The sequence below is a fragment of the Streptomyces sp. NPDC102270 genome, assembly GCF_044766405.1.
Taxonomy (GTDB): domain Bacteria; phylum Actinomycetota; class Actinomycetes; order Streptomycetales; family Streptomycetaceae; genus Streptomyces.
On the sequence record NZ_JBIWLX010000004.1, the window covers coordinates 365,847 to 379,580 of the forward strand.

Consider the following 13,734-nt stretch of genomic DNA (forward strand, 5'->3'; position numbering starts at 1 on the left):
CGCAACGGCCGGGCCGCCGTGCGCCGCGTCACCATGCCTCGCCTCGCCCCCACCTGCGTCGTGCGGGCGCCCGCCACCGCACCGCGCCTCGGCGGAGCGCTACGCGGAGTCCCGTACCACCAGTTCCGTGGGGAGGATCACTCCGGCCGTGTCCTCGCCCGCGATCTGGGCCAGCAGCATGCGGACCATCTCGGCGCTGATGCGGTCGAAGGGCTGGCGCATGGTGGTGAGGGCGGGGGTGATGGCGGTGGCCGCCGGGGAGTCGTCGAAGCCGCCGACTGCGATGTCCTCCGGGACCGAACGCCCGGCCTGCTGAAGGACGCCCACGACCCCGAGGGCCATGAGGTCCGAGGCGACGAACACCGCGTCCAGGTCCGGGGCCTGGGCCAGCAGTCGGCGGGCCGCCCGTTCACCGCCGCTGCGCCGGAAGTCGCCCTCGACGACGAGCGCCGGGTCGTAGGGCAGGCCCGCCTCGGCGAGGACATCCCGGTAGCCACCGAGGCGGTCGGGGCCGCCCGGCATGTCCAGCGGCCCGGTGACCATGCCGATGCGGCGGCGGCCGCCCGCGAGGAGATGGCGGACCATGTCCTGCGCGCCCTCCCGGTCGGCGGCGGCCACGTAACTGACCTTGGTCCCCCGCCCTATCGGCTTGCCGCAGACCACCAACGGGATCCCCGCGTGGTGCAGTTCGGCCGCGACCGGGTCACCGCTGTGGTTGGAGAGCAGCAGCACCCCGTCGACGTGACCCGAGGTGATGTACCGGGTCAGCCGGCGCCGGTCGTCGTCGCTCTCGGCCAGCATCAGCAGCAGCGGGATGTCGTGCTGGGCGAGCCGCTCGGTGCAACCGCGCAGCAGGATGTTGAAGTTGGGGTCCTCGAAGAACTTCTCCTGCGGCTCGGTCAGCAGGAACGCCACCGAGTCCGACCGGCCCGTACTGAGGCTGCGGGCGTGCCGGTTGACCACGTAGCCGGTCTTCCTGACGGCGGCCTCGACCGCCCGCCGGGCGGCGGGCGAGACGTAGTGGCCGCCGTTCAGGAAGCGGGAGACGGTGCCCCGCGAGACGCCCGCCTCCCGGGCCACGTCGTGGATGGTCGGTGGCTTGCGGCGTCCGTTCGCGCTGGTGGTCATGTTCCTCGTTCGTGAAAGTGGTCCGGGGCCTCAGGCCTTGACCGCGCCGCTCATCAGGTCCAGCGACCAGAACCGCTGGATCACCAGGAAGAGCCCGATCAGCGGCAGGATCGCCAGCAGACATCCGGTGATGACCAGGGTGTAGAGCGCGGGCTGCGAGGCGCCCTGGGCGAGCAGCGTGTACAGGCCGAGAGTGATCGGGAACTTCTCGTCGTCGGCCAACATGACGAAGGGCAGCAGGAAGTTGTTCCAGATGCCGACGAACTGGAAGAGGAACACCGTGATCAGCCCGGGCATCATCATCGGTACGGCGATCCGCGAGAAGATCCTCCACTCGCTGGCGCCGTCCATGCGGGCGGCCTCCATGAGCTCGGCGGGCACGGACGCGGCGGCGTAGATGCGGACCAGGTAGACGCCGTACGGCGACAGGATCGACGGCAGCAGCATCGACCAGTACGAGTCGGCCATGCCGAGCTTCGACAGCAGCAGGTACTGCGGTACGGCCAGCACGATGGACGGCACCAGGACGCCGGCCAGGATCATCTTGAAGACCGCCTCACGGCCGCGGAAGCTGTAGCGGCCGAGCGCGTAGCCGCCGGCGGCGGAGACCGCGGCGGAGAGCAGGGCGCCGAGACCGGCGTAGAAGGCCGAGTTGGCCATCCAGCGCCAGAAGATGCCGTCGCGGTAGGCGGTGAGGTCACTCAGGTTCTGGAAGAGGCCGGTGCCGGGGGCGAGGGTGAAGGTGGAGAAGAGCTCCGACCGGTCCTTGGTCGCCGCGACGACCACCCAGGCGATGGGGATCAGGCAGTACAGCGCGCCGAGGATCAGGACGATCGTGGGCACCCAGGCGGTGCGGCCGCCCTTGGGCCTGGCGGTGAGGGTGAGGGGAGTCATGCCCGGTCCTCCCGGGTGTAGCGGTCGGAGATGCGCAGCAGGGTGAAGGAGAGGACGAACGTGGCCAGGGCCAGGACGACCGCGGTGGCGGAGGCGCCGTAGATGTCGGACTGGAGGAAGGCCTTGTCGTAGATGGCCATCAGCGGGCTCCACGAGCTGGGCAGGCCGTTGGTGAGCGGCTTGAGTGCCATCGGCTCGGTGAAGACCTGGAGGGTGGCGATCACCGAGAAGAAGAAGGTGAGCACCAGGGAGGGCATCACGATCGGGATCTTGATCTTCAGGGCGATGCTCAGATTGGTCGCGCCGTCGATCCTGGCCGCCTCGTAGATGTCCGCCGGGATCGCCCTGAGGGCGGTGTAGATGACGATCATGTTGAAGCCGGTGCCGCCCCAGACCGCGATGTTGGCGAAGGAGAGGTACAGGTTGCCGCCGTCGAACAGGTCAGGCTGCGGGAGGCCGAACTTGTCCAGCAGGTAGTAGAAGGGGCTGACGTCCGGCAGGTACAGGAAGCCCCACATGAGGGCGGCGATGATGCCCGGCACCGCGTACGGCAGGAAGATCATCAGCCGGGCGAAGGGAGCGCTGCGTGCCTTCGGGGTGTCCAGCATCAGCGCGAACAGCAGCGCGAGGCCCAGCATGGTCGGGATGACGATGAGGCCGTATCCGAAGGCGCGCAGCACGCTGTGGCCGAACTCGGAGTCGTTCAGGACGTCGGTGTAGTTGCCGATGCCGTTCCACACCTGCTCGCGGGCGCCCTTGCCGAGGCCGATGCCCTTGACCCGGACCTTGTGCAGGCTCAGCCAGATCGCGTACCCGATGGGCACCACGGTGAAGGCGGCGAACAGGGTCAGGGTGGGCACCAGGAACCAGTACGGTGCGCTGCGGCCACGGCGGCGGGGGCGGCTGGGGCGGACGGACGGGGCGGTGCCGGTGCCGTCCGCCAAGGGCCCGGCCTCGATGAGGTCGGAGCCCTTGAGCGGAGCGCTGGTCATGCCTCGGTCACCTCGAAGCCCTGCTTCTTCATGTCGGCGAAGGTCTTCGACTGCACGGTGGCGAGGGCGGAGTCGAACTGGGTCTCCTTCTTCGCCTTGGTGGCCTTGCCGAAGGCGTCCTGGAAGGTGGTGTAGGCCGTGTTGACGTTGGGGCCCCAGGCCGCGGCGGCGGTGGTCGCGGCGATCTCGCCGGCCGTCGTGTAGAAGTCCGCCTGGTGGGAGAAGAACTCCGGCGTGGTCAGGACGTCCCCGGACTGGCCCTTCGTCGCGGCCGGGTAGATCGCGACCTCCTTGACCAGGGCGGCAAGCGCCTCCGGGTCGGTGTTCAGCCAGGTGGCGAACCTGGCGGCGGCCTCGGCGTGCTTGGAGTCGGTGGAGACACCGGTGGAGGAACCGCCCCAGCTGCCGGTGACGTTCTCGCCCGACTTCCACTGCGGCAGCGGGGCCATGCGCCACTTGCCCTTGGTGTCGGGCGCGGAGGAGACCAGCACCCCGGGCGCCCAGACGGCGGAGACCCAGGCCAGGTGGGTGCCCTTGTTAAGGGCGTTGTTCCAGGCCGGGGTGTACATCGGCTGGTTGTCGATGACGCCCTCCTGCACGAGCCCGCCCCAGAACTCGGCGACCTGCTTGGTGGCGGCGTCGTCGATGCCGACGGTCCACTTGCCGGCCGAGTCGACGGTCCACCACTTGCCGCCGGCCTGCTGGGCGAGGCCCGCGAACAGACCGGGGTCGTTGGCGGAGAAGGTGGTCAAGTAGGCGTCCGGGACGGCCTTCTTGGCGGCGCGGGCGGTCTCGGCGAACTCCGTCCAGGTCTTCGGGACGGTCAGTCCGTGCTTCTTGAAGAGGTCCTCGCGGTAGTAGAACATCAGCGGACCGGAGTCCTGCGGGATCGCGTAGAGCGCGTCCGAGCCGAGGGTGACCATGCCCCACAGGCCCGCGGCGAACTCGGACTTGGTGTCACCGGCGTACTTGGAGATGTCGGCGAGGACGTCGTTGGAGACCAGGGTGGGCAGCGACTGGTACTCGACCTGCATGAGGTCGGGGGCGTTGCCAGCCTTCTTCGCGGTGATCAGCTTGGACAGGATCTCCTGACCGCTGGCCTGCTTGGACACGGTGACCGTGATGTCCGGGTTCTTCTTGTTCCAGATCGCGGCGACCTTCTCCATGTTCGGCGCCCACGACCAGTAGGTCAGCTTGACGGGCCCGCTGCTGTCGCCGGAGTCCTTGTCGTCGCTACCGCCGCAGGCGGCGAGGGTGCTCGTGAGGCCGAGGGCTGTGGCCCCGGCAAGGATGCTGCGCCTGCTGATCTGGCGGCGGTTGATCGACATCTTCATCTCCCCTGACTTGGAACCAGCCGGTCTCGGACATCCGCGTACGCGGCAACCGCCGTGGGGGGAGGTTCTGCGGACGTGACCGAGAAGCTGTGCGCGAGGGCCGCGCGGCTCTGTGATCGTGCACAGTAGAGAATTGTTTCGGCCCCTTGTCAATGGCGGGAGCGTGGGGTTACCTACTTGTTGCCCGCCGATGACAGGGGTGAGGGGAGCTGTGCACGATCACAGAAAATGAGGGTTTTCCTTGGTCGTCCGGCGTTTCGCCGGCTCCCCTCACCCCGTTCCCCGATCCGTCCCCCGGCCCGCCCTCGGGCCTCCCCCCGGCCGCTGAAGTCACCGCAGAGCCGGTGACCCCGTGACCGCCTGTGAAAGGACCCTTTGAGATGCGCAGACGCAGTGTTCTCACCGCTGCCGGAGCGGCCGCGCTGGCCGTTCCCGTACTGGGGGCGGCACCGGCCGTGGCGGCGCCCGCCGCCGCTTCGGCGGGCGGCCGGAACCGGCTGGAGATCCGGGGCATCGACATCTCCTCACTGCCGAAGAACGAGGACCACGGCGCCGTGTACCGCACCGCCGAGGGCCACCGCCAGGACCCGGTGCGCCTCCTGGCGCAGGCCGGCGTCACCCACGCCCGCCTCAAGGTGTGGGTGAACCCGGCCGACGGCTACAACAACAAGGCGCACATCCTGCCGCTGGCCCGCCGCCTCAAGCGGGCCGGGGTCGGCATCTGGATCGACTTCCACTACTCCGACAGCTGGGCCGACCCCGCCCACCAGACCAAGCCGGCCGCCTGGGCGGGCCTGGACGTGGCGGGCCTGACCAGGGCGGCCTACGACCACACGGCGGACGTCCTCGGCGCACTGAAGCGGCAGGGCACCCCCGCTCAGCTGGTGCAGATCGGCAACGAGTTGAACGGCGGCCTGATCTGGCCCGAGGGCAACTGGGAGCACTTCGACAACATGACCGCCTTCCTCAAGGCCGGTCTGAGCGCGGCCCGCGACACCACCCCACGCGTCCGCACGATCCTGCACCTGGCGAACGGCGGCGACAACGGGCTGTACCGCTGGTGGTTCGACAACGTGGTGTCGTACGGCGTCGACTTCGACATCATCGGGCTCTCCTACTACCCCTTCTGGCACGGCCCGATCGCGGACGCGGCCGCCAACATGGCCGACGTGACCGCGCGTTACGGCAAGCCGTGCGTGATCGCCGAGACGGCGTACCCGTTCACGCTGGAGAGCGAGGACGACGTCAACGACATCATGAACAGCCCCTCGCAGCTGACCGAGGGCTATCCGGCGACGCCCGAGGGCCAGGCCGCCTGGGTGCGCACGGTGGCCGACCTCGCCGCCGGTGTGCCGGGCGGGCAGGGTCTCGGCTACTGCTACTGGGAGGGTCTGTGGACCTACCGCGCGGGCGACGGCTGGGACCCGGCGGACCCGTCCTCGGGCAACGCGTGGGAGAACCTGGCGCTGTTCGACTTCCAGGACAGGGCGCTGCCGGGGTTGCGGACGCTGGGGCGGTATCGGTCCTAGCGCGCTGGGTCCGGCGTGCAGCGCGGTACACCCCGCATACGGCAGTCAGCTCCCTCGTGGCCGGGGCCGGGGGGCGGAATCGTGAACGGCACCGAATCCCGCCCATCGCATTCCGCCCATCGCGTCCCGCCCCGAGAAAGGTTGGCCACAGCCATGCGCCGTCGCCGTAGCCGTAGCCTCACCATCGCCACCGCCCTCACCGCCGCCGCCCTCACCGCCGTCCTCGCCACCGGCTGCGACCCGGACGACGTGGACAACTCCCTGGACTGCGTCTCCCACGCCGACACGATCGCGGACAGCGTCAAAGCCATCCACGAGGCCGGCTGGGACGCCGTGAAGGACCCCTCGAAGACCGACGAGTCCATCGCCACGATCGACAAGAACCTCGACGAGATCAACAAGGTCCGGGACGAGTCGGGCGACGGCGAGGTCGACAAGGCCGTCAAGGACCTCGACAAGGCGATCGAGGACTACAACAGATCCATCCTCAACGGGGACACCGACCCCGACTCCGCCAGGATCGACGCGGCGGCCGACCGGCTGAAGGCGGCGTGCACCTCGTGAGGCCGGGCGAGGGGGCCCTCCGGCGCGGGCTCGGGTGACGTCGACGCGGGAGCCGGGCACTGGGTCTCACGGCCGCCGGACGCGCAGGGTCTCGTGGCAGCCAGGGGGCCCGCCCGGACCCGGCGACGTCGGCGCCCTCCGCCCGGAAAGGCCGTCGACGGCCCGCCGGGCAGGGTGTAGGCACGGACCACCCGAGCAGACCAAGCCGTGGGCCGCAGGACAGGCCGTCAGCGCAGACCGCCGGGCGCACCGGACCTCGCAACCGCCAGGGCGGCCCACCGGACACCGTGAGATCGGTGCCCTCCGCCCGGAAAGGCCGTCGGCGTGGTCCGCCGCGCAGGGCGTCAGCACGCACCGCCCGGGCAGGCCAAGCCGTGGGTCGCAGGACAGGCCGTCAGCGCAGACCGCCGGGCGCACCGGAACTCGCAACCGCCGGGGTGGCCCGCCCGGACACCGTGAGATCGGCGCCCTCCGCCCGGAAAGGCGTCGGCGTGGTCCGCCGGGCAAGGTGTTGGCGTGGTCCGCCGCGCAGGGCGTCAGCACGCGCCGCCCGGGCAGGCCAAGCCGTGGGCCGCAGGACAGGCCGTCAGCGCAGACCGCCGGGCGCACCGGACCTCGCAACCGCCAGGGCGGCCCACCGGACACCGTGAGATCGGCGCCGTCCGCCCGGAAAGGCCGTCGACGTGGTCCGCCGGGCAAGGTGTTGGCGTGGTCCGCCGCGCAGGGCGTCAGCACGCACCGCCCGGGCAGGCCAAGCCGTGGGCCGCAGGACAGGCCGTCGACGGGCGACACCGGCCACGACGTCAGCCCGGACCGTCCGGAGGGGCCATCGGCGCAGACCGCCGGACACGGCGTCAGCCCGGACCGCCCGGACACGACGTCACCCCAGCCCCCTGACAGGCCTAACCGTGAGCCCCCGCCAGATGGTGGGCCAGCCTCGGGGAGGCGAACTCCGTGCCGCACACGAAGCGCATCACCGGGCCGTAGGACGCCGCCGCCGGGAGGCCGGTGAAGTAGAGGCCCGGTACGGAGGAGACGTATCCGGCGCCGAGCCTGGGCGTGCCCCGGCTGACCGCGAGGGCGGTGCGCAGTTCGTGTCCGAGGAAGTCCATCGCGGCGAGGTCCACGCGGTAGCCGGTGGCCGCGATGATGTGGTCGGCGGCGAGGCGGTCCATGGTCCCGGCGTCGGTGCGGACCTCCAGGGTCGGATGCCCCTGTGACGTGTCCGCCTTGAGGATGCGGTCCACCTCGGTGACCTGGACCTTGCCCTCGAAGCGGTCGCGCAGCCACCACGCGCCGAGCGGGCCGAGGACCCGTCGGACCAGGTAGTGGCGGGCGCCGGCCGGGAGGCGGCGGTAGGGGTGCGGGTAGTAGGTCAGGGCCCACAGCGACCAGGCCCGGCCGAAGGGCGACTCGGGGCGCAGCCTCGGCTGCTTCCACGGCGGTGCGCCGAAGGCCACGCTGCCGCGTCCACGGGCGACCACCCTGACCCGGACACCCGCCTCCGCCGCGAGGACGGCCGTCTCCAGCGCCGACTGCCCGGCGCCGACGACGATCAGCTCCTTGCCGGCGTAGCGGGTGAGGTCGTGGTGCTGGGAGCTGTGGGAGACCGGGCCGGTGGGCGCCGGTCCGTCGGGCAGGGCGGCGGCCAGTTCCCGGGGCAGGTGGGAGAGCCCGGACAGACCGGTGGCGACGACGACCGCCCGCGCGGTGAACGACTCCCCCGAGTCGAGCTTGAGCTGGAAGTCCCCCCGCTCGCTGCGGTCCACGGACACCACCCGCACCTGTTCCAGCTCGGGCACCAGCTTCTGCTGGAACCACTGGCCGTAGGCGATGAAGGTCTCGACGGGGACGATGTCCTGGTCCGTCACCAGCCGGGGGATCCCCGCCGCGTCGCAGTAGTCGACAAGGGTGTGCCCGGGCTGGGGTGCGTCGAGGTTGGAGGCGGCCGGGGTCGATTTCAGGAGCATGCCCGCGGGCATGTGGTCGCGCCAGCTGACCATGGGGTCGCCGAAGACGCGCACGGGAATGCCGCGCGCCCGCAGATGGGCGGCGGTCGACAGGCCGAAGGGCCCGGCGCCGATGACTGCTACCGGTTGGATCACGAAGTCCCTCCCCAGGACGTCACTTCGTCACTTCGTGGTGGTACGGCTGTTCAACTGGTCGTACTGCCGCGGCGGTTGGCCCGCCACAGCTGATAGAGGTGCCTCGCGCCGGGCCGCACGAAGCGCCCGAGCATGGTGAGGAACGGCAGCGGGTCGTCACCCGCGAACCAGGCCAGCTCGGTCCCGCTGGGCCGCGCCGGCGCGTGCGGCGTCGTATAGCCGCTGCGGCGGTAGGCGAGCAGGGCGGGCAGGTCGATGTTCTCCACGACATAGCGGTGACCGGCCCGCTGTTCCCCCTCCGGAACGGCCCGCCCGGTGAGGTCCAGGTGCATGGCGCGGACGACGTCCACCCCCGACTCGCTCTCGAAGAGCCGGAACTGGGCGCCCATGCGGGGGTTGAAGTCGAGCAGTTTGTACTGACCGTCGCGCCGGTCGAAGCGCAGGTCGAGGTCGATGACGCCGGTGTAGCCGATCTGTTTGACGAAACGTGCGGCGAGGTCCGCGAGTTCCGGGTTGTCGACGACGTACGCGTTGGCCGTCATCCCCGCGTGCGGCGGCCAGGAGCGCACCTTGACGCCGGTGAACAGGGCGAGCGGGGTGGAGTTGGCGTCGAAGTAGGCGTGCACGATCCAGTCCTCGGCCTCCTCTCGCGGCAGGTACTCCTGGAGGATCACCCCGGGCCGCTCGCCCCAGTCACGGGCGAGGGCGAGCAGCCGCTCACGGGTGGTGATGCGCGTGGTGCCGTTCACCGCGGGCCGTCGGCGCCGTACGAACGCCTCGCGGTTCTTGGCCACCATCGGGAAGCGGGCCGTCTCGGCGAAGGCCACGATGTCGTCGTACGACTGCGGGAAGGCGGCCTGCGGGCTCGCGATGCCGTGCTCCGCGCACAGTTCGTGCAGCCCCTGTTTGCTGGCCAGTCGGCGGGTGAGGGCGGGCTCCACGCGCGGGAAGAGGAACCGGCCGAAGAGGTCGCGCTGGTGCTCGGCGATCAGGACCGCCGCCTCCTCGTCGGTCGGTACGAGGACGGCGGGGCGGCCGATGCGGCGCCCGATCCGAATCAGTCCCTCGACCAGCCGGCCGGGGTCCTCGGTGCCGGTCGTCGGCCAGACGAACGCGCGCGTGAGGTATCGGGAGGCGGCCGCGGGCGTGTAACGGTCCTCCGTGATGGCGTACATGGGCACGCCGAGGCGGCCCAGACTGCGGATCGCGCCGACTCCGCCGTGGTGCAGCGGGTAGTCGCCGAACTTGACGATCAGGGCCGGTACCTCACGGTCGGCCTCGAATGGCACACTGCTCGCGCTCCTGGCCACGGTCCCCCCACGCGTCCCCCCACGGACGCGATCCCACCCATCCCGTCCGTGCTCGCAAAGGACGCTAAGCCGGAATGGAAGCCTCCGACCGCCCCTTAACAGGACATTGCTAACTCTTTAGCCACATCGCCAGCCCTTTGGACACTCCCGTGACCGGCGACTCGGCCGTAACGTGTGGCGCGACCACCCGGACCGCAACGTGTGCCCCGACCACCCGGCCGGCACGGCACGCGCGAGAGTGAGGCAGCACCCCATGCCCCCCTTCGTTGGCCCCTTCGACGTGCCCGAGGGCGACCCCTTCGGCCCGCACAACCTTCCCTACGGCGTCTTCTCGCCGTCGGACTCGGCCGAGCGGACCGTCGGCGTCCGGCTCGGCGACCACGTCCTCGACGCGGGCGCGGCCGCCGCGGCCCTCGGCTCCCCGTACGTCTCCCTGCTCGCCCGGCCCTCCCTGGACGCGCTCCTCGCCGCCGGCCGCACGGCCTGGTCGGACGTGCGGCGCGCGCTGACCGCGTGGGTGACGGTGCCGGCGCACCAGGAGGCGATCGCGGGCTTCTTCCACCCGCTGTCCTCGGTCGACCTCCACCTCCCCTTCGAGGTCGCGGACTACGTCGACTTCTACGCCTCCGAGAACCACGCGCGAAACGTCGGCCAGATCTTCCGCCCCGACGCCGCCGACTCCCTGACCCCCAACTGGAAGCACCTGCCGATCGGTTACCACGGTCGCGCGGGCACGGTGGTGGTGTCGGGGACGGATGTCGTACGGCCTTCAGGGCAGCGGAAGGCCCCTGACGACGCGACTCCCGTCTTCGGGCCGTCCGTGCGGCTGGACATCGAGGCGGAGGTCGGCTTCGTGGTCGGGACGCCCTCGGAGCTGGGCCGGCCGGTCGGTCTCGGTGACTTCCGGGAGCACGTCTTCGGGCTGTGCCTGCTCAACGACTGGTCCGCGCGGGACATCCAGGCCTGGGAGTACGTCCCCCTCGGCCCGTTCCTCGGCAAGTCCTTCGCCACCTCGGTGTCGGCGTGGATCACCCCGCTGGACGCGCTGGAGGAGGCCCGGGTGGCGCCGCCGGAGCGGACCCACGAGCTGCTGCCGTATCTGGACGACGCCGCTTCCGACGTGGAGCCGGGCGGCTACGACCTGCGGATCTCCGTCGCGATCAACGGCCACGTGGTGTCGGAGCCGCCGTTTTCCACCATGTACTGGACGGCGGCCCAGCAGTTGGCGCACATGACGGTGAACGGGGCCTCACTCAGGACGGGCGACCTGTACGGCTCGGGCACGGTGAGCGGGCCCTCGGCGACCGAGCGGGGGTCGCTCCTTGAGCTGACCTGGAACGGACGGGACGCGCTGGAACTCCCCGACGGCAAGCGGACGTTCCTCGAGGACGGGGACGTGGTGACGCTGTCGGCGTGGGCTCCCGGTCCCGGCGGGATCCGGGTGGGCCTGGGGGATGTGGTGGGACGGGTGGTGTCCGGGGACGTGTGAGGTGTCGTGTGAGGTGTCCGGAGCTGTTCGAGTCCTGCCGCGGGGCGTCCGCTCACGGCATACTGGCGACGGGCGGCATACGTGGACGACGTGTCGACCGCCCGGCAGCGCCTCACCGCACAGTCCCACCGCACAGCCCCATCTCCCCTGTCTCCGATCAGGATGCGGAGCCCGTGGCATGACACTCTGCCTGCTCCTGCTGAGCACCGTCGCCGTGGCGGCCGCCGTGCCGGTGCCGCGCGCGCTCACCCGGGCCGCGTGGCCCGAACGGGAACCGGTGGTCGGGCTGTGGGTGTGGCAGTGCCTGGTCGCCACGGTGCTGCTGTCCTGCCTGACCGCGCTGGTGCTGGGCGCGGCGGCCGTCTTCCACACGGTCCGCGACCATGTCTTCGCTCCGGCCCCGCCGGCCGTGACCGCGGCCTACGACCTGTCGGCCGCGCCGCTATGGGCGGTCGCCGCGACCCTCCTGCTGGCGGCCGGGGCCGCGTGGACCACGGCGATGCTGGCCCGTGAACTGGTCGAGGCCCGGCGGCGCCGGGGCCTGGCCCGTGAGCATCTGCGCGAGCGCGCGCCGGATCTGCCGGCCGGGCTCGGCGCGGCGACGCGCGGTCCGCTGCTGGTGCTGGAGGACGAGTACCCGGACGCGTGGTGGATGCCGGGGAGTCCGCCGCAGCTGATCGTGACGACCGGTGCGCTGCACCGGCTGACCGATCACCAGCTGGACGCGGTCCTCACCCACGAGCGCGGGCACGCGCGGGCCCGCCACGACTGGCTGCTCCACCTCTCGACGGCACTGGCCACCGGGTTTCCGCGGGTGCCGCTGTTCGCCCACTTCTGCGACCAGACACACCGGCTGGTGGAGCTGGCCGCGGACGACACGGCGTCGCGGCGGTGCGGTCACCTGACGACGGCCCTGGCGCTGATCGAGCTGAACCAGCATCGGGGGGTGCTGTCGTGCGCCTCCAGTCATCGGTTGCTGGGTGAGCGGGTGGACCGGTTGCTGGAGCCTCCGCCGCGGTTGCTGCGCAGGCAGCGGGCGCTGACGTCTGCGACGGCTGCGCTGGTGCCGTTGTTGCCGTTGCTGATCGTTTTTGGGCCCGGGTTGTCTGCGCTGGCGTAAGGGTTGTTTGTCAGCTGCAGGCCGGTGGGGGCTGGGCGCGCAGTTCCCCGCGCCCCTGAGTGGGTTCGCCCTCGCCTGTTGTCTTCCACAGGTGGCACATCTCACCCCACAGCTGTAGAAACCGCAGGTCAGCGGCGAAACCGTCGCTCCGTCAGGTGGCGCAACAATCCGGCAACACTGGTTTTCCTACCGGCTCGGTATGGTTCCAGCCATGCCATCCACCGACCGTATCCGGGACCACGCGGGGCAGGGCGCGACCACCGTCGCCGCCCGCGCCCGGCGCCGGCTGCGTGCGGACCAGGCGCGGCAACTCGCCGATCTCCTGCGCCAGCAGGTCCTCACCGGCGGCTTCGAGAGCGGCACCCTCCCCCACGAGACGACCCTCGCCGCCGACTACGGCGCCTCCCGCAACACGGTCCGCCAAGCCCTGGACCTGCTCCGCGCGGAAGGTCTGGTGGAGCGCCTCCCCGGCGTCGGCACGGTGGTCGTCGGCCAAAAATACCCCCACGGCCTGGACCGTCTGATGGGTCTCGCGGAAACCCTGCGCGAACACGGCACGGTCACCAACGAGGTCCGCACCATGGGCCCCGCCCCCGCTCCGCACCCGGTGGCCCAGCGCCTCCAGGTCGATCCCGGCACCGACGTCCTCTACATAGAGCGTCTGCGCCGCCTGAACGGCCTGCCCCTCTCCCTCGACCTCACCTACATCCCGCTCGACCTCGGCACCGCCCTGCTCGGCGCCGACCTGGAGAACACCGACGTCTTCCGCCTGCTGGAGACGATCACCGGCCAGGGTCTCGGCCACGCCGAGATCACCCTGGAGGCGGTGAACGCGGACGCGCACTCCGCCGCCGTACTGGAGGCTCCCCGCGGCGCGGCCGTCCTGATGCTGGAACGCCTCACGCACCTCGCCGACGGCCGCCCGGTCGACCTGGAGTTCATCCGCTTCCGCGGCGACCGCATCACCATGAGCGGCCTGCTGCACCGCTCCCTCTGACCTCTTTTCCGAGCCGTTTCCTGGAGACAGCCATGCCCTTGGTGCCCCAGCGGGCCGACGTGCCCGTGACCATCGACGAGTCCAAGTGCATCGACGGCTGCACCCTGTGCGTGGACATGTGCCCGCTGGACTCGCTGGCCATCGACAACAGCAGCGGCAAGGCCTACATGCACGTCGACGAGTGCTGGTACTGCGGCCCGTGCGCGGCCCGCTGTCCCACCGGAGCCGTCACGGTCAACATGCCCTATCTGCTCCGGTGAGAGGCCCAGAAC

12 protein-coding genes are annotated in these 13,734 nt (G+C 71.0%); 6 read left to right on the plus strand and 6 right to left on the minus strand.

What is annotated here, in order from left to right; all coding sequences use genetic code 11:
• Positions 1–99 precede the first annotated feature (99 nt).
• From ACIRP7_RS09510 to ACIRP7_RS09525, 4 genes are read right to left on the minus strand one after another with little or no spacing between them, the layout of a single operon-like run.
• On the minus strand, positions 100–1,128 hold the full coding sequence (locus ACIRP7_RS09510; RefSeq protein WP_403655677.1) for a LacI family DNA-binding transcriptional regulator: 1,029 nt from the start codon (positions 1,126–1,128) through the stop codon (positions 100–102).
• A 30-nt stretch (positions 1,129–1,158) separates the two neighbouring features.
• Positions 1,159–2,022 carry a carbohydrate ABC transporter permease gene (locus tag ACIRP7_RS09515; RefSeq protein WP_403655679.1) on the minus strand — a complete coding sequence of 288 codons (864 nt, stop codon included), beginning with the start codon at positions 2,020–2,022 and terminating at the stop codon, positions 1,159–1,161.
• Positions 2,019–3,014 (minus strand): sugar ABC transporter permease, encoded by a 996-nt coding sequence (locus ACIRP7_RS09520; protein WP_352390659.1) that lies wholly within the window; start codon positions 3,012–3,014, stop codon positions 2,019–2,021. The genes ACIRP7_RS09515 and ACIRP7_RS09520 overlap by 4 nt, the downstream gene beginning before the upstream one ends.
• Positions 3,011–4,348: an ABC transporter substrate-binding protein gene (locus tag ACIRP7_RS09525; protein WP_403655682.1), complete on the minus strand. Its 1,338-nt coding sequence runs from the start codon at positions 4,346–4,348 to the stop codon at positions 3,011–3,013. The genes ACIRP7_RS09520 and ACIRP7_RS09525 overlap by 4 nt, the downstream gene beginning before the upstream one ends.
• Positions 4,349–4,728: 380 nt before the next feature.
• On the opposite strand from ACIRP7_RS09525, the gene ACIRP7_RS09530 reads away from it, so the two are divergent.
• A complete protein-coding gene (locus tag ACIRP7_RS09530; RefSeq protein ID WP_403655684.1) occupies positions 4,729–5,877 on the plus strand; it encodes an arabinogalactan endo-beta-1,4-galactanase in 1,149 nt (382 codons plus the stop codon).
• 153 nt (positions 5,878–6,030) lie between these two features.
• On the plus strand, positions 6,031–6,441 hold the full coding sequence (locus ACIRP7_RS09535) for a hypothetical protein (RefSeq protein ID WP_403655686.1): 411 nt from the start codon (positions 6,031–6,033) through the stop codon (positions 6,439–6,441).
• Positions 6,442–7,343: 902 nt separating this feature from the next.
• Here the strand turns inward: ACIRP7_RS09535 and ACIRP7_RS09540 are convergent.
• Positions 7,344–8,546, minus strand: a complete 1,203-nt coding sequence (locus tag ACIRP7_RS09540; RefSeq protein ID WP_403655688.1) for an FAD-dependent oxidoreductase — start codon at positions 8,544–8,546, stop codon at positions 7,344–7,346.
• A gap of 50 nt (positions 8,547–8,596) precedes the next feature.
• The gene (locus ACIRP7_RS09545; RefSeq protein WP_403655690.1) at positions 8,597–9,835 is read right to left on the minus strand and encodes an ATP-grasp domain-containing protein; all 1,239 of its coding nucleotides are present in this window, start codon (positions 9,833–9,835) and stop codon (positions 8,597–8,599) included.
• A 274-nt stretch (positions 9,836–10,109) separates the two neighbouring features.
• On the opposite strand from ACIRP7_RS09545, the gene fahA reads away from it, so the two are divergent.
• The 4 genes from fahA to ACIRP7_RS09565 all read left to right on the plus strand — a co-directional run bounded on the left by fahA (position 10,110) and on the right by ACIRP7_RS09565 (position 13,722).
• Positions 10,110–11,345 carry a fumarylacetoacetase gene (gene fahA, locus ACIRP7_RS09550; RefSeq protein WP_403655691.1) on the plus strand — a complete coding sequence of 412 codons (1,236 nt, stop codon included), beginning with the start codon at positions 10,110–10,112 and terminating at the stop codon, positions 11,343–11,345.
• A gap of 178 nt (positions 11,346–11,523) precedes the next feature.
• Positions 11,524–12,465 carry a M56 family metallopeptidase gene (locus ACIRP7_RS09555; protein WP_393600291.1) on the plus strand — a complete coding sequence of 314 codons (942 nt, stop codon included), beginning with the start codon at positions 11,524–11,526 and terminating at the stop codon, positions 12,463–12,465.
• Positions 12,466–12,676: 211 nt separating this feature from the next.
• A complete protein-coding gene (locus ACIRP7_RS09560) occupies positions 12,677–13,462 on the plus strand; it encodes a GntR family transcriptional regulator (protein WP_352390667.1) in 786 nt (261 codons plus the stop codon).
• A gap of 32 nt (positions 13,463–13,494) precedes the next feature.
• Entirely contained in the window at positions 13,495–13,722 is a 228-nt protein-coding gene (locus tag ACIRP7_RS09565; protein ID WP_007383981.1) for a ferredoxin family protein, read from the plus strand.
• Positions 13,723–13,734 lie beyond the last annotated feature (12 nt).